The organism is Thalassotalea fonticola (assembly GCF_032911225.1).
Taxonomy (GTDB): domain Bacteria; phylum Pseudomonadota; class Gammaproteobacteria; order Enterobacterales; family Alteromonadaceae; genus Thalassotalea_A; species Thalassotalea_A fonticola.
In genome coordinates, this window is record NZ_CP136600.1 from 1257062 (window position 1) to 1276133 (window position 19072).

General features: G+C 41.9%; 7 protein-coding genes. All 7 read right to left on the minus strand.

Translation table 11 applies throughout. The annotated features are described in order from the left end of the window. Positions 1 to 7: 7 nt before the first annotated feature. Positions 8 to 3010 carry a TonB-dependent receptor domain-containing protein gene (locus RI844_RS05215; RefSeq protein WP_348397389.1) on the minus strand — a complete coding sequence of 1001 codons (3003 nt, stop codon included), beginning with the start codon at positions 3008 to 3010 and terminating at the stop codon, positions 8 to 10. A 99-nt stretch (positions 3011 to 3109) separates the two neighbouring features. Then, complete coding sequence (locus RI844_RS05220; protein WP_348397390.1) at positions 3110 to 7471, minus strand: S8 family serine peptidase; 4362 nt, start codon at positions 7469 to 7471, stop codon at positions 3110 to 3112. A 22-nt stretch (positions 7472 to 7493) separates the two neighbouring features. Then, on the minus strand, positions 7494 to 11585 hold the full coding sequence (locus RI844_RS05225) for a S8 family serine peptidase (protein WP_348397391.1): 4092 nt from the start codon (positions 11583 to 11585) through the stop codon (positions 7494 to 7496). Then, on the minus strand, positions 11575 to 14034 hold the full coding sequence (locus RI844_RS05230; protein ID WP_348397392.1) for a reprolysin-like metallopeptidase: 2460 nt from the start codon (positions 14032 to 14034) through the stop codon (positions 11575 to 11577). The genes RI844_RS05225 and RI844_RS05230 overlap by 11 nt, the downstream gene beginning before the upstream one ends. A gap of 309 nt (positions 14035 to 14343) precedes the next feature. Next, positions 14344 to 16455, minus strand: coding sequence for a winged helix-turn-helix domain-containing protein (locus tag RI844_RS05235; RefSeq protein WP_348397393.1), 2112 nt, complete (start codon positions 16453 to 16455; stop codon positions 14344 to 14346). Positions 16456 to 16478: 23 nt separating this feature from the next. Then, on the minus strand, positions 16479 to 17519 hold the full coding sequence (locus RI844_RS05240; RefSeq protein ID WP_348397394.1) for a DUF1214 domain-containing protein: 1041 nt from the start codon (positions 17517 to 17519) through the stop codon (positions 16479 to 16481). A 335-nt stretch (positions 17520 to 17854) separates the two neighbouring features. Further along, a complete protein-coding gene (locus RI844_RS05245) occupies positions 17855 to 19069 on the minus strand; it encodes an acyl-CoA dehydrogenase family protein (protein WP_348397395.1) in 1215 nt (404 codons plus the stop codon). Between the last annotated feature and the right edge of the window lie 3 nt (positions 19070 to 19072).

The following is a 19072-nucleotide window of genomic DNA, read 5'->3' on the forward strand; positions in this document are numbered from 1 at the left end:
TTTATCTTTATAAAACGTAAACCAATTCAATCGATACGGTACGGCCAATCGCAGCACCACCATAAACGTTGCCGTTGTAATATGGCCATACAGTATGTGACTCATCTTCAGGTGGCTCAGGGTTGAATATATTTACCACTTGGCCACTTACCGTTAAGCTGTCATTAAATTGATAGCCGGCAGTTAAATTGAAGGTATAGTACGGATCTAAACGTTCTACATTGCCTTCAAAATAACTGTCTTCATCACTAAACTCCGCTGGGGGATTATAAATAGGGATAGAGCCAATACGTCGGCCACTAAACGTAACGGCCAAATTATCCTGTCGCCAAGACACGCTGCCATTTACTACAGAGCGGGCATCCTTATTCCACCATAAATCGCGAATATGAATTTCTTCTGATTGCTGATCAAATTGAACGGTAGTGTCTAAGGTATGAGTCCAGGCAACATTGAAGTTCCAGTCACCAAAACCACTGCCATAAAAATAGCCGACTTTGGCATCGACGCCTTCAATGGTTTGTTTCGCAGCATTGATATGCGAGGTCGTTACGGTATCAATTACCGGACCGGCAAAACCGCCATCACCACGTGAAATTTTGGCCTCGTTTTCTATACATTGGCTACTACCAGGGACAATATCGGGGCGCTCTGTAACAGGGAAAGGATAAAGCTCTTCGTCACTTCTGTCTTTACAGTAATAATCAGTACTTAAAATAGTGGCAACACTTTCACCAGTTACGACTTGCTCTTGCTCAATGGTGTACCAATCAAGCGATAAATTAAGATCGTCGGTAACGTCCCAAACAAAGCCAACACCGTAGTTAGTGCCCTCTTCTTCTTTTAAGGTTTTTGAACCTTTTGAGTTACCTTTAATCGATTGCGCTGGGCAATTTGCTGATTCTGGGTCGAATGGCTCTAAATCAGCAGGATAGTTACCGGCAGTATCACGGGCGTTTTCGTAATATTGATCTTCACAGCTTGAAAAATCAACACCAGCAGTATAGTAACCACCGTCGGTGGCAAAAACCCTGTGCATATCTGGCGCTCTGAAACTTTTACCCCAGTTACCACGTAGCAATAAATTGGAGGTTGGTTTGTAAGTAAGGCCTACTTGTGGAGAGAAGCGACCACCAACATCGGTAGTATCATCGTCGTACTGATCGTAACGGCCAGCAAGTTTCAAATTCATATCTTCAATAATAGGTAAATCTAATTCACCACCAAATGCATAGCGCGAGCGATCGCCGCCGCCTTCAGTGCCGGTTAAATTCCACCAGCCCATGCCAGCGTCATTAAGCATACGGTCATCAAGTGATATGTCATAACCTTGCTTGTTCCACTCAGCAACCATAGCAAAATATACATCACCCGCGGGAAGCTCAAATGCCTGACCGGTAAGAACACCGGTAATGGTATTTGAATATGAGTCAGCGACAGTTTTTTGACGCCCAACCAAATCATTGCGCATGTCAGCAGTGATAGGTTGGTACAAATCAGCACTGCCAAGCCCATCGTAATAGAAAATATCCCAAACTTGACCAACGTTGCCTAAAAAGGTGTCGATCACCGCTTCTTCTTTAAGTTGGTTCGATGATGAAGTGTTATCGTTTTCACTGCGGCTAACGGTTATATCCCAATCGTACTCATCAAACAGCAGGCCTTTCATTCCCATATTTAACAATAATGAGCTGTCTTCAATGTTGTTGTCGCGAAAGCCGAGTTCATGTTTTGCAAACAGACGCTGTTCGATGTGATAGTCGTAGAATTGCCCGCCTTCTCCCAAAGGCGCCATATTGCCGGTACCATCAAGTCGGTCTTCAATGATCGGATTATTGATAAAATGAAAACCACCTTGGGTATAAGCGTCCTGTTGTGAATACAACACATCGGCATAGACTTCAATGTCATCGGTTAGGTTGTAAATACCACTTAAATAGGCTGATACCGTTTCGCGCTCATTTCGAATGGTACGGGTACCAGATAAATCGACGCCACAATAATAGCCGTAGTCAAATTCATCATCTGTGCCTTCTTCCATGATACGTTGCGTATGTTCATAGCCATTCAGCGAATCATTACATTTTTGAGCGCCCGGATCGCGATACCAGCGACGACGCTCGTCGATGTCTTCGGTTTCCTCATCATCGGGGTAAAAACCCAGTACCGCCATTTGATCGACAATTACTATGCCACGATCTAAGTATTGATGCCCCGCTGGACCATCGTCAACCGAGTCCATAAACGAGCGTTCTGAGGAAAAAATGGGCTCTTGTTTATGGAACTCAATAGAGCCGGTAATGGAGTAATCATCATCAACAAAACCAGTGACTAACTGCACCCGGCCTTCTTCACCACCTCCTTCAGTGGTGGCGCCTACTTTCACACTAACGGTCGTCTCTTCAACGTCTTTTTTGGTGATAATGTTCATTACCCCGGCAATGGCGTCTGAGCCATATACGGCAGAAGCACCAGCGGTAACGATTTCTATTCTATCAATGGCCGCCATCGGAATGGTAGACAAGTTAACAAAGTTGGAGCTGCCATTATATGGCGATGGGTAATCGGCCATGCGACGACCATTCACCAATACCAAAGTTTGGTTATTGCCTAAACCGCGCAAATTTACGCTTTGTGCATTCGGGGTAAAGCCGCCTGATGCCGCCGCCTCTGCCCCTTGGCTGACGCCGGTATTCTGGGTTAAATCTTTTAACGCATCAAAGGCAGTAGCAAAGCCTTTCGCCGCCATATCTTCAGCGTTAATGACCACAACCGGGCTAACACCTTCCATATCAACGGCTTTTATGCGCGAACCGGTTATTTCAACCCGCTCTATTTCTTCTTCACTGGTTGTCGTTTCATCAACTGAATCATTCGTTTCTTCAACAACTGTTTCGGTAACGGCATCGACTGAGATGTCATTTTCATTGGCATAGCCAGTAAAACTAGCTACTGCGCCAAATAACAGTGCGGTGCGAACACTCGCCGCTATTATGCTTACATTTTTCACAATTCTCTCCCACAAAATTTCGGGTTTCGACCCGAATTTTTCAAGCTGACACTAGCGTGCTAGGGCCAGCTTGGTATTTTATTAATTAATTCGTTTTGGTTAGCTATTTCGACGAGTAGCGCAATTTCGAGCACAAAGCGTTAACAAGGCAAGTACACTTAAGAGCCAGTTAAAACTGCCTGATTTACCAACATCTTCGCCGGTAACTTTAAGGGCAATAGTTTCGGTTACAGCTGAGCGCTCACCGTTGTGACCAGTCATTTCAAAGGCGTAGCTTTTGCCATCGGCATCATTAGGCACAACAAAGCTGATCACTTTATCGTTGGCATTAAAGTCAACTCGCGGACCTTCAATTTGCACCCAGTTATAACTGATGCTGGAATTTTCAATCACGGCATCAATCACCTGGGCAGATAACGTCACGCTCGTACCTGGATCAACAAGTTGCTCGGAGCTGTTAAGCGCAAAAATTGGACGGCCATGCACCATCACCTTATCGGTCATGGTGGAGAATTCACCTTCATCTTGCTCATCTAACACTGAATAAACTGCTGGTGTTACATCGGTGAACCCTTCAACATCGGTGTAATTGATGATTAAGCTGACATTTTGAGCTGGTGCGCCATTGGCGTGTACATACTCCCAAGTCAGGGTATTGCCGTCTTGATTGTATTGAATATCTTCACCGGCCGACTGAGCTGCAACGCCAGCCTGTTGTGCTTGTTGACTCAATGATTCAACCGTGCTGCCAGCAACCAAGTCGATAGATAACTGGTAATTTTTATCTTGTCCGGAATTATTTGCCGCCAAGGTAATATCGAAACCAGCACGTTCACTTTTTGCATCGTGTGATAGTAGGCTAAGTTTTACATCATCTTCACCGCGGTTTAAGTTAACGTTTACTGTACCAACGTTGCTAAGTTGATTCTTAGACGTGGCAACATGAAATAAACCATAGTAACGCTCGCCTTCAGTCATCTCTTTATCCCAGTTCAAAGTCACCGGTACTTCAGCGCCGCGGGCGATTGCTTTAGGGGCGTTAATGGTTAAGCTATCATCATCACCAGGGACAACACTCACTGAGATCTTAAAGGTATCGATTACCAGTGCTGCGGGGTCAAATTCTTCATGATCGGAATTGTTATAATGATCGCCAAAGTTATGCACCATGATCCAATAGCCACCGTTTCTCGGAGTTTGATAATCAAGCATTTCATTAGCACCCGGGTTTGTCCCCCAAAAATACACCAAATCAAGTTCTGGTATGTCGATAAAACCATCACTGTCACCATCGACGCCAACAAAAATGTCTAAGTCTGGCGAACTGGTTTCCAGTACCTCAATGACTAAACGCGATGCACCATAAGGAATATTAAGCGGTATGGCGACCATACCGCGACGATCTGATTGCTTAACATCCTTCCAAATTTCGGTTGGGTGCTCAGCCCTTTGCACAGTACCTGTGTATATATCAGCTTTGCTTAAACTTGATTGAGTGATAGTTAAATCATCACTGCCGACAGTAATAACACCTGCAACCGAAGCAGAGCCCTGATTTCGGTGCGCGGTAATATCAATATTTTCAGGTGTTTGTCCTGCAACAAATTCAACAGCAACAGGCAATGATACCGGTGGAATGGTGTCATTGTTGGCAGTTAAATGTACACGGCCATTGACCCAGATATCTTCAAGAGTACCAGTAAGAGTCGCATAAAAGGTGATGCTAAACTCATCACCAGCACTGACATCAATAGTTTTCCCATCAGTGTCACTACTTAGTTCAAAGCCCTCGCTTAAGTAACTGTAGGAAATTTCCCAACTGGCATCTTTGGTTGCTTTAAATGTACGGGTCCAGCTACATTCAATTTCACAATCACCTTTTGATAAACTTGCTAAATTGATGCGAGACGGCTCACCGTGCCAGTCTTCGATGGGCTCACGGGTAAGGTCACGCAAATCTTCAGTAGATTCATTACCTTGGTCTTCATCTTCGCTATCGGGAGCAGAAATTTTAAGTCCAGGTACATCACCAAGCGGGTCAGCAATCATGTAACCTTTTTCGGTTTCATTCATGATTAAACCCGAGGCAATGGCTAAATCTACCCTTGCTAAACCTGCGCCAGTTTGATGTAAATTTGCCGGTTCATAGGTAATTTCATCGTTTTTGTATTCGCCGTAATTTTTTAAGCCAGTACCAGCAGTTAACATTAACGCAGATTGCGCTTCGGCAGGTGTCCATAGCGGCTGTGCCTTTTTAATTAAGGCAAACATACCGGCAACATGAGGTGATGACATTGAAGTACCGGTCATATAAAGAAAGTCTTTATCACTGGTTATTTCTGGGTCCTTGCGGATATCGGCCATGCCGTCCCCCATACCTGCAGCCAGTACTTTAACACCAGCGGCTGAAATATCTGGCACCAGATAATCATGGCTAAACAAGTCAGGCCCACGGGATGAGAAATCTCCCATAATGCCACCAACGTCATCATTTGCGACTAATGATGAGGCATTAATGGCAACTTGGTGATCGCTGCCTTGCGCTAACCATTCAAGTAATTGCTTACCGGCTTTGCGCTTTAAGTGCACCGCAGGTATGGTGTGCAGATCATCGTTGGTGGTATCAAAAAAGGTATCTGAGGTGTTAATTAAAATCATCCCCGCCGCACCAAGATTCTGCACATGGTAACTTTTTGAGATACGGCTTAAGCCGCCATCTTCATCGCTACCACCGCGATTACAGATAACCACTTTGCCAGCAACCTTCTCGGCTGATATTGAATCAGCACCACAAGCGCCTGCAATTTTATAAACATCTTCAGCATTAATATTGTGATGAACATGGGTATGTTCATAAGCAATGGTTTTATTATCTTCATCTGTTTGATAAGAGTGCTCATCGTAGCTTGCATGTATATAATCATCTTCATCAAGGCTGCTATGGGTATGGGTATGACTATGACTTCCTTCACCGGTGTATTCAACATCTTCAGCAAAGACTACATCAGTTAACCCTAAACCTGTGGTGGCACCAGAGCCGATAAATTGGTCGACATCAAATTCTTTGGGGCCGCCAGATAACGTTAATACTTTGTCATTAAAGTCGCGATTATGGGTATTAGCTGCAATGGCCGTTACCCAAGGGGCATTGGCAGGAGTACGAACGGTATAACTACCATTCATTCCTGAATTACCTGCTGACGCAGCGACGTGAATACCAGCTTCGCGAGCCGCTAAAAACGCTAATGCCGAAGCCTGATACCAAGGCGAATGTGAAGGGCCACTGACCGAGTAATTTATTACATCGGCCTCAACGTCAATCGCGTGTTCAATTGCGTCAATGGCATAACTTTGGTTACAACTGCCAAGTGGCGAACAAATCTGATATGAAATAATATTGGCATGCGGAGCAACACCACTTATTTGCTCATAAACAAAAGACTCGTCATATACACGTCTTAAACCTTTGCCCAGCTCAGATTCAGTGCGAATATTTTTTACAACATTACCAGCAGCGGTAGACGCAGTGTGTGTGCCGTGACCATTAGCATCTTGCCCAGTTCGGGTTCTGGCATCATCATACGACTTGTTGATGATATCAACGCCAAACACCCCTACGCCGACAACGCCAATGAGTTTATCGTTACACCAGTTTGGTGCATCAACACAATCACCAATGTAGTTGCCTTCTCCCCGTGGGTTTTCATGGTCATAACCATCACCACCAATATCAGCAAAGGATGGATGAAATGGTGGCAAATTTTCAGTATCGAAAATATCTTCTACAGGGTGTTGAAATGAAGCAATACCACTATCGAGCACAGCAACAATAATCCCTTCACCTTTGTTGCCAGGAATTTGCAGATCGGCACTTCCGTTCCACACATTATCGGCACCTGAATAAGACGGACCACTGTCGGTGTCGATTTGATCAAAACCAACTTTTTCAACTAATTTGATGCCGTCGAGTTGTCCTAAAAGCACTGCTTCTGATGGTGTAAGTTCAGCAACAAACCCATTCATCACAATAGAAAAACTACGCTTGATCTCTACTTTGCGCTTTAATTTTAATTCGACATGCAATTGTGCTTCTTTTTGCTTACCACTTAAATAATTGCGATAACGTTTAGAGGCTAGGCTTTTAGTATTTAACTTGCCAGTTTTTGTTGCGTTACTACCTTTACTGGCAAGCATATTGGTGGCAGCAAAATTTACATTGCTGCCATCATAAGTGGCTAATGGCGAATCAGTTAGTACAACGAAGTATTCGTTGATATGGCTGCTTTCAAATTTGCTTAAATCTGTTAATTTAACCGGTGAATTTTTTACTTGCGCCGTTGCATAAGGCAAAGTTTCACCATCTTCATTACCTGGAATATTGACACCAGCATTCACACTGGTGGCAATGCCTGCGGCAACTAGAGTCATATATGAGACGATACTGTTTGTATAAAATTTCAAAATAAATCCTTAGAGCGAGCCGTTAAAGGCGCGCTAAAATATTTTTCATAACAAGGCGACGGGATAAAGCGACAAAGGCAAATAACAACATAGCGGCACTGCCACCAGAGGAATCGTTTGCAGCATCGTCTGCGTCAGATGCACTGCTACTATCGCGTTCAATTGTGAATTGAATATCGCTGGTTAAGGAGTGAACACCATCGCTGACTGTTATAGTGGCGTTAAATTCGCCGCTTTGTGATGGTGTGCCGCTTAAAATACCGGCCTTATCTACCACTAATCCAGCAGGTAAATCACTGGCGGTAAAGACCATGCCTATACCATCAATATCGCTAAAATATTGGCTAAGATTGATGCTTTCAATAGGCTGATTTTGCACGGCAACAATGTCGTTAATTTCGTTGAATTGCTCAGGCGCATTATCGTTGGCATTGCGCAAATTAACCTTTATGGTGTTAACTGCGCCCATACTGTTACCCAAACGCAGGGCAATTTTTAACTGATATGATGGATTGTTTTCAAAATCAAGTAGCGCATTATCGCGTACTGACAGGATGCCTTGCTTAGATAAGTGAAATGGTGCGCCAAAGCCGGCATCCATTAGCATCATGTTAAAATAAAGGTCCTCTTCTTGATCAAAGGTCTCTTTCAACAATCGGTTAGTAATACGAACTTGCCCTAATATGTCTCCAATTTGGGCATCTTCAGATACAGTAAACTCCTGACCTGGGGCAACGGTTGAATAACTTGAGTTATTAGTGGCGATACGCTTAAAGTCAGAAACAGGGTCAAAGACATAACCACCCTCTGAACAAGTTAATGGGTCAACCACACCAGCAGGGTTAGTAACTCCACCACCACAGGCTGTATCTCTAAGGTAAGAAATAACAGCACGTTCGCCAGCCTGTAAAGTAATTTTATTATCCCACACTTTATTTTCTGGCTGCTCTTTACTGTTAGCCATTTTAATGGCAATACCGGTAAGAAATGAATTGTCAGTTGCAACAAATGCAGGTTTAAGTATTTGATCAACCATCATAGTCACGCGGAAATTCATTAAATCTTCAACATCACCATTATCGCGAACTAAATTACGCGGGTAACAAATAGCCGTTGTTGACTCTTTGGCAAAATCACAAGTTAACCCTTCTGGGTTACGGTTAGGAGATAAAAATTGCATCATGTAGGTTTTTGAATGAATGGCAGTACATTGGGCATTTAAATTATCATCCCAACTTCCACAGTCAAAGGTAAACTCTTCTTTCTCGGTTCCTGTAGCGGTTGCGATATAATCGACAAGATCGACACCTAAAGTATGCTCGTCATACAGCTGAATGCAGTTATCGTTGTTGTCTTTAACAAAACCAGTCTCACATTCCACTATTTCCGGCGCTTCTTCATCAGGCTCGCCCTCGACACTGTGACCACCTAAATCGAAGTTATGGGTAAGAACATCATCGTAATAACCCGGAACATTATCGCGGTCAGTAGAAAACTGCATACCGATAACATCATTGAAGGTTTGTTCATTAATTTGGCCATGGAATAATGTATCAATACAGACATTGCTGACAATAGTATCATTGCCCGGTACGGCAATGGTTTCGCCATCAGCCCACTTATGACGCTTTAACGGGTCCATAGGATCGTATGGCATCGATAAATCAATATATTGCATTCCTACTTTTCGAACATCGTCTAAACGAAGCGATAAACGGGTGATGTGGCCAGGGGAAAGTTGAAAGCCATCAAGAGTACGAGCTTTGTATTCCGCGAGTTCCACTGTTTCTTTGTCATACAAATTAATGGCTAACATGGTGCCGGCAAAACGGTCAAAATGTTTTGACGTAGGTATTTGCAGCGGGTCAAAAAATGTGACTGCTAACGTTAACTGTTTACCTGATGGGCACTGCGCAGCGTCTGCTTGAGTCAAGTCACCGGCAATGGTTTTAATGATATTACCAACGCGCGCTTTCTTGTCGTTTGGATATTCATCAACATGGTAAATGAGTGGCAAGGCATAAAGCGTTTGTTCAACATTGGATACATTTTCTACCTCGACCACATTGTAATCTTGGGCAATACTGTATGGCACTTTTTCGCGCCAATCAGCATCATGTGGCGGGATAAAATCAACACTGTTATCTGGTATGTTAATCCAGTCGCCTCTTTCATAATTGCCATCGACTACAAACGTATCGCCACGTCTTGGCATAATAAGCCAAGGGATATGGATTGATGCGCCAGGACTAACATCATGGACTAAGGTGATATTACCGTTTACTGCATACTCGTCCCACTGAGCAGCACTAAAATCTTGGGTAGTGACAAACGGGTTTTTCGCCAGGTCATTGGCATCTATGCTAACCGTGACTGGGACAGTAATTTCACTGTTTGGCGCTAAAGTTATTTGATTTGGAAATGATAACTGTACCGCATCATTATTGACCTTGTTACCGTTTTTATTGATGACGACATTGTAATGCTGAGTCTCGTTCGACAAATTTTTAATGATCACTTCTTTGCTAAAGGTATTTTGGCCAAAGACTTTAACTTGGTCAAAGTTTAAACTTGGCTGATAATTACCTTTTTGATACATCAATGCATGAGATGTAGTTGCCGCAATAGGGTTAACTGACCCGCCACCAATTTGCGCCACGCCATGACTGTTATTAATCGCAGTAATACCAGTATTGACCAGTAACGCTTTCACTTCTGCAGCGGTTAATTGTGGATGCTCATCCATAATGCTGGCTGCAGCAGACGTTGCGCGAGCCATTGCTAAAGAGACATTATCCTCTAGTTTATCAAAACCAGTATTACTGGATACAATTGGCGCGGTCATTTCTGAAGTGACGGCCACAACATCGGGTTTTAATACCGAATCAGGACCTCGGGTTGGTCCTATTGGACTGTCATATGCTATTGAGTATTGGTTTTCTTCACGCTCAGAAAAACCAACCGTTAATACTTCCGGTGCTAACGCGCGATTAGCAATATTAAAGTAAGTGTCATAACTGCCCCAGTTACCAGCACCAGCAATTACCAATGCCCCCGTTGCAGCAATATCTCGAACAAGCTGAACAGTGACACTGCCATGTGAATGACTGTTATCATTTTCATCGATAAAGCCAAGGCCGCCAAGTGAACGGCTTAGTAGAATAATATCTGCCCGGTCAGAAATATCGCCATCAAGGTTAGGGTCAATCGCCATCTCAAGTGCGGCAACAAATTTTGCACTGGCTAAGCCATCAACAATAACGTTACCTTCAAAGGTTACACCTTCAGTTTTATAGGCATAAATTTTCGCATTCGGCACTGCATTTAACACCGCGAAGGCACTCGCGGTGCCGTAGCCAGCATGGAATTCAAGCGTGTCGAAATTGCGGTCGACCAACTTTGAATGATACTCTAACGGGTTATAATCGTAACCGCTGTTTTCTGAAGCAAAATCAAAACCGCCAATTACCACATCATTAGGAAACTCATCCCAGGCATTGGTATTATTCATCCAGGCATTGAAGTACCCCTGATTATCAACAGCACCGCCAAGCGCGGTATGAGTGTAATCGACACCAGGGCCGATAAGGGCCACGGTGACGTTATCGCCTGCCGGATTTACTTTTAAAAACGGATAGGTTTGATGTAATGAATCGCCACCAGATACGCCCTGTTCATCATCTTTGCCCGCCATTAATTTCAGTGGCTCTGAGTCCAAACTGGCTATTAATGATACTGACGCGACGTTAGTATTGTTTTTAAGAGCATTTACCGCTTCTTGGTTCATGCGCATAGACATGGTATTGGACAACAAGCGTGTGCGAAAATCCATCGATGCGCTGGTATCATTAAGCCGTGCCAACGCTAAGATATCGCTTTGCATTTGTGTTATCAAAGCCAGTTTGGCTTTGGTAGCAGGGGTATTGTGTTGTAGACCTGCGGCCTCGGCATTTAACACAATCGAATATATGCCTCTTTCAGATTGTTCAGCAAACGCGTTTGACGTGGGCTTTGCAACTGAGAGCATCGATATATCACCACTATTGGTTGCAACAGCTGCTGGGCTCAGCAAACTGGAAACCAATACTGCGACAGTGGTTGATTTAAAAATCATGTTGTCCTCTTTCATTTCGATTTATCGTTATAAGTTTTGTAAGCAAATGCTTAAATGCGAAAACAGCCGGCGGCTGGAATCTTAGTGTTCCTACTCTGCACGCCAAGCTGATAATTAATAACAGGTTTAGCCAAAGCCAGTTGCTTCCGCCCCCTGCCTTAGTTTTTTCTGGTGCTAGCACGTTGACGGTTACATTACCCGTCGCGGTTAAGCCCTGTTGATCTTTGATTTGATAGCTAATAGATTCGCTGCCACTAAAACCAGTTGCTGGTTGGTAGCTAATTTGTTGGTGGTTTATACTAACGCTGCCTTGCCCTTGATAATCGACAGATATCAGGCTGATCCCATCGTCGATATCCGCATCAGTATCGTTGGCTAATACATCAAACAGTTGTTGACTGTCGGCGTCTACGTCGAATCTATCCGAATTGGCAATGGGGGCAACATTACTGCTCAGCTGAAAATCATCCGCTGAAATAGCAAAAAATATATTGTTAACACAGCTGATTTTTAACCTGGCCTGCTCAGTATTGAGCTTGGGGCCGATAATGCTTGCCATACCATTATTTGCGGTATTACCTAGTAAAGTATGGCCAAAGGTAAGCCCGCCGTCGGTTGATAGCTCAATATCAACAGCTTGACAATTGATCTCATCATCCGCTGTATTAGCAATATCCCAGTATATGTTGTTTGTTTCACCAGCAAACCAAATGTCATTTTGAGTTGGCGAGGTTAGTTGAAACGGTACAGAATTTTCCAACACTGTAAGTTTGACTGAATCTGTACTGATGGCACCTTGACCATCGCGGACACTGATATTAAAGTTTAAATCTCGATTTGTGCTGGCAAAGTTTTCGCCAATGACTAAATCGCCCGATAGAATACTTGTTAACTGCGGGAATGTGCGAGTTGCCAGTTCACTCGGTTTAAATGATCGAAACAACGGTTTTAAGCCATCATCTTTCATGTCATCCAAATTATATGACGCCGTTCCTAAATCGACTTGTTCAAAACTGTAGGTTAGCGTATTGCCTTCATCATCACTGGCGATGGCCGACAGCGTAAAGGGGGTCTGAGCAGGAATAACGTAATCGTCACCAGCATCGACACTTGGAGGCGTGTTTGTGCTTGCCACATTCGTGCCACACGATTGACCAATTTGCCACGGATCATCGGTTAAATAACTTTTCATTTGTTCAATTGAGCGAACATGAAAATAATCATCAACACTGGCTTGTAAATTTTCACTACCACAAAGGCCAGCATAAGACATGATGGTAGAGCCACTGCCCGGTTCAACCGCAGATAGATATTCACGATTGCCTCCCCAACAGCTCTCACTTTGACCATTAAAGGTGTGCTCTGCACCGAGTTGATGGCCCAGTTCATGGGCAACAAAATCAATATAAAAACTGTCATTTATTGGTGAGATACTGCCAGTTACGCCCATGGCTTTTATTGGGAAATATTCTTGGTCATCTTCAATGTAAGTATCGTTGTCACAAGTTGCCGCAACCACTGCCAAGCCGCCTGCCCCAGTGGTTAACACATGACCAATATCAAAACTGTCATTACCTAGTTGCTCGCGTAGTACTTGTGGATTGTTATAGACATCCATATCGGTATTAACAAAAGGGTCTGTATCAGCATTCAGATAAATGACGTCGTCATTATGTTCAGCGAGTTGTAAAGTGATACCTAACTCTATACTAAATACCTGATTTAGTCGGTTAACCATGGTCGTGATTGCCGATAGCACTTCAGCTTTATTACCACCATGAAACTGACTGTACTCGCCAGAAGTGGCAAATGCGATGCGGTAGACTTTATCGATGCCAGCGTGCTGCGCCGATTTACCAGAGGCACTGTCTTGCAATTTTTGCGCAAAATATGGTTGAGTTTTACCGGAGGACAATACTTGTGTTTCTATGGCAGATTTCGAGGTTATAGCATCTTTTTTGTAATAGCTGATATAGTTGCGATTAGCCTTAGCATCAGGCCCCTGCTGTTGTGGATCTATATAAATGATTTCATTTTGATAACGCAAAACCGCATGAAACCCCTGATTGGTATAATCAAGACGGCCATAATTGTTATCATTACCAACCTGGACACCTTTATAGGTTTTTATAGTTGGATACTTTGCCGCTAACGATGCAGGTAAAACATCAGTCTCAGTTAAAATAAATTCAACCATATCGCCATCTGGCATTGGCAAAGTGATCGTTTTTTGAGATTGCTGCAGTTTGTGCTGTATTAGAGAGGTATTTAGTTCAAGTAGACGAGAGCGATTTGCGATTACTTTTTTACTAGCTAGATTATCTTCATGCAACGATACAAATGAAACATCTTGCCACATAGATTGTGCAGCATAAGCATCCACTATAAATGCATAAAGCATATAAGCAGAGATAATAGTGACATTTTTAAGTAATTTAGATAGCGTCATAAAAACCATGTGTTTAATAATAAAAAAACGCTAAATTGCTATTAAGCTAATTTAGCGCCATGGATGCTATCTGTTATCGTTGTATTAGTTAAGCTGAGCTAATCTGCGAAACCTTTTTTTTTCATCTTTTATTCATCTTTAAATTATCTCTTGCATTTTATCCCTTTAACATCAACAACTTGAAACAAAGATTAATACTTAAGAGTGCATATAATTAAGCCATAATTGCCATAAAAATTAAGTGTTTTCGTTTAAAAAGGCTACGTATTTAGTCATATGACGTACTAGTAACTAAATACATTTATAGAATTACTGCTTTAAAATTTCAGTAGAATAGATATTTGCATCATATACGCGGTTACGTGTTAGCAAAAATGTTTGGTGATCTGCAGTTGATATGCCAAAGCCTTTATGAATGGTACCCGAGGGAAATTTGGTAGTAATTTTAAATGTATCCTCACCTAAATAATTCAATAAGATATCACTTTCATCATCACGATAGATAAAATAGATACTGTTATTTTCCCAAAAGAAGTTACCAAAATCACCTTGCTGTAACCCTTTAATAATTTGAATCGAATTTTGTGTTTCAGGGTTAAACTGCCAAATACCATCCTCACCTTCTTTCGTTATATACAGCATATTATTATCACCCTCAATTGCGTATATATCATTTTCAAAGGTAACTTGGCTGATCGTTGAGTTAAAAATATTCATGGTGAATATTCCAGAGCCAGCTTTTGTTTTTGACGAAAAATAAATTGCATCACCTGTACGATTCCAGGTTGGATTTTTAGGCTCTAATTCACCTGTATTCAGCAGGGTTAATTTTCCTTTGGGCAAGTCGCCTAAGTAAAGTTGATACTGATTAGTTTCGTCTGCTTTTAAACTGACTACAAACTTATCACTTTTGGGTGACGCTGCTGAGTTCAGCACTTTACCAATACCGTTGGTTAAGTTCTTTTTACCTTTTACAGATTTTATCCATAAATCGATTTCTCCGGAGCGGTCTGAAACAAACAGCACGGCGCCAGTATTGGGGACATAACGACCAAAATAATTACGATAGATAGATTTTACCCGACTTACTTCTCGGTTATCTTGCAGTAATGATTTTTGAACAATAAATTCATGGTCTAGATGTAGAGAAAAATATACTTTATTGTTCGCTTGACTAATGCTTAAGCCCGATGATGAATCGATATATTCTATTTCTTCTAACGTCTGATCTTTTAAGCCATACCTTTGTGTAGAATAATTACCATTGTTGAAAATGGTCATATAAATAGAATTTGTACTGTAATGCCAATCAAGACCTAGAATACCTTCAAGGTCACTAATAAGGATTTTATCTTTTTTGTTAAGTTCTGATTTAACTAGACTGGTTTTATTATTTTTAATTCTTACAAATACAAGCTGGCTGTTATCTTGAGAATATATACCCATAACATCTTGTTCACCGATTTTAGGAAAACTAACCGGCTTTGCTTGTTTTTTAGATTTATTACTGACTAATTGCAAACTGAATAGCTGGGCCTCACCATCAATTAATTTTGGGTAAATGAGAAATTTACCATCGTCAGACCAAGATAAGCCATTTTGTTGGTGTTCATATAAACAACCGGTATCCAAAATTTTAACTTTTTCGGTAAAGATATGCTTAATACGTACCTGGCACTCCCCTTTGTTTGTCAAAAGTAAAAACGCAACGGTCTCACCAGTGTTCGACCAGGCAGGCGACGATTTTTTAGCCTGACCGCTAGTTAACGCTCTTATTGGCTTATGATTATCAAATAAGTCCTGAATATATAGTTGAGATTCGCTTTCGTCTTCTTGCCAGCGAAATATTAGATACCGTTCGTTGTAAGAAATCGCCGGTTGCTCTTCAATCCCCTGCAATTCCGTCACTTGTAAAGCTATATGTTCGGTAAATTGATAGTTATCTTCCTGGGTGTATAAAAGATAACTAAGACTAGCAATTACTATCAAAAGTAAAGAGGCAACCGTCGCTATCAACCAGCCTTTTTGCCAAGATTTTAACGTAACGTTAGCTTGTTGCATTGCCTCTTCTATTTCAGCCTCTGTAGCGATAGGCTCAGGCTTTATAACTAAAAAATACCCTACTTTATGGAGTGTTTTAAAAATTTCTTCGTTTTCAGCGCCTAAGTCTCCAAAGGCTTTGCGTAATTGCCACATAGCATTGGTATAGCCGCGTTTACCAACGCCTTCATTGCCATCCCAAATAATTTCAATTGCCTGATTCCTTTGCACAGAGCTATCAGCATTTAATATAAACAGCTTTAATAATTCGAATACTTTTATTGGCAGCTTTATCGACTTATCGGCAGTTGCTACCGTTAATTCATGACAATTAATGGTAAACCTGTCTATCTGATATTGCGAAAAAGCTAATTCAATCATGATTTAATTACAAAGACCTCATTTCAATCTAATTTACTAGGGGTTGGAAAAAACCATTCATTGCGCAAGATCTCAGCTCTAGGCTGATACAAACGCACCACATAATTCCAATTATTGAAAATAGCTAAATTATTTTTCGAGCCCGAACGACCAAAGTGGATAGTGACACTACCATCAATGTTTTTTTCTGCTGTAGTGCTATTTATGGAATAAACAGCTGATTCATCTGGTTCAAATAAGCCATGTTCATTGTAAATACTGATCGACCAAAATGCATCAACGGGCACGCTTTCTACTGTTAGAAAATATGAGGCTAAGCCGTCTGGATTATCCACTTTACCTTGTTCATAAATAGCATCTTTTTCTGGTAATCCTCCCCAACCATAGGCCGCCCCATACCGATGCTTTTTAGGTTCGATCTGATCAACATGACCGAAATAGCCTCGTAAAGATACTTTCTCAGTGCCCGTATTCATTATCTTTTTACTGATTTTATCAAAGCTTGCTTGCTCATATTGGGGTACAGAAAAATTACCGATATCGTCTTGTTTTAACTGTACAGCATTTTGCAATTGATGGGTTATTAGCAAACTTTCCTTGTCTGTTTTGTCAACAAAGGTGCGAATAAGCATAAAGGCATAACGACTTCCTATGCTTTTTTGGCTCAAGATATGAGTGCCTTGATAATAGGTAGTAATAGAATGTTCCTGACTGACAACCATAAGGGATTGATATTTACCGTTTGTATCCGGCATGGTTATTTCTACAGGGCTGTTTAAATCGACAATTGCAAATGAATAAATGGTATCCAAATTTACCCGTTTGCTCACTTGATTATTCAAATCGTACATCCAGCGGTTGTGGTGAAACCGACCTAAATTTGAGAATCTTTTTATATAGTTTTGCATCTGTATATCAGATGCTGCCCGCACAAAATTATCTTCCGTAACGATTGTTTCAGCTTCTATTTTAGTGGGTGCATTAGGTGTTGGTGTAGCGCTATGTTCACCGCATGAGATAAGGGAATGGAGAGCTAGAATAATGATGTGAAATTTTTTAGACATTAGCTTCAACAGAAACGTCTCCAAATGTATATGAGTTAACAATAATATTGATAGATGAACTTTTATATTTATTAACTTTAGAATAGCCTACCATTGCTCAATAGCAACTCATTGAATTAAATAAGCATTCACAATAGCTAGAGTGAAAGATTAATCGTCAGCACATGCATGCCCAACGATAACAATTCGCCTAATATGTATTGTTCATTATGGTTTATTGTTGCTCAACGCAAAATGGCAATACCGCTACAAACAGTATTGCCATTATGAGCGTCAAACACCGCTCAATTTACAATGCAGTAAAGCTGCCGGTTTTAAGGCAGTGTTACTGTAGATTATTTACCGAAGATACTGCGGGCAATCACCAAACGCTGTACTTCGTTAGCGCCTTCGTATATTTCACCAATTTTACAATCTCGGTAGATGGCTTCTAATGGAAACTGTTGGCCAGTAGCCGCTAATTCTTTAACAAAGCCATAACCACCACAAACTTGAATAGCATCGCGAACTAAATCGCCAGGTAAGGCACTGCCAATAAGTTTGGCCATGGCACACATTTGTTGTACACCTGAGCGCTTTTTGTCTTCAATCATTGCCGCTTTTATATATAGGTTGCGGGCATTTTCAAGCTCTGTTGCGTATCCGGCAAACTTAAACTGCCAGTATTGGAACTGGCTAATTGGCTTGCCAAATATTTCACGTTTTTTCATGTAATCAACAGCAAAATCAAATGCCGCTTGCGCCATACCAACGCCACATGCGCCTATACCTACTCGGCCAAGCGTTAAGGAAGTCAGCGCGGCTTTTAACCCCTTACCTTCTATGCCGACAAGGTTTTCATCAGGTACAAATACATCATCAAAATACACATCGGCAGTTAATTGGCTATGGTTACCCATTTTCTTGTCAGGCTCACCTACACTTGCACCATCGCTACTCATGTCAATTAAAAACATGCTCATTGAGTCATCCATTTTACACAATACAAACATTTGTTGTGCCACTGGTGAGTTGGTGATCCAACGTTTACGGCCAGTAATTTTATACCCACCTGCTACTTTAGTTGCTGCAGTTTGTAACGCACGTACGCTTAAATCGGTGCTTGCTGCGGGTTCACTAGTGGCAAATGCCCCTACTAGTTCACCACTAATAAGCTGTGGGAACAGCTTTTGTTGCACCGCAGGCTTGGCATGCTTTAACGTGTGACCGAACAATATCAGTGGTACGTCAATAATCGCCGCGGCAATACCTGAACTTACATAGGCAATTTCTTCTAATAGCACCATAGTTGCGAGCGTTGGGTATTGCAGCCCTGCTCCGCCATGCTCTTTAGCAAAAGGAATGGCAAGTAAGCCTTCATCACCCATTTGCTTAACTAATTGCCATGGAAACTTATTTACATCTTCAGCTGTGGTATTAATTTCGTGGGCAATCGGGCGAATTACCCGGTCGGCAAATTCGCGTACTTTATTACGCACGGCAACTGTTTCTTCAGGTAACCAAATATCGTCAAACATTTGCTCGCTTATTCTTACTGGGTAATCACTCATGAG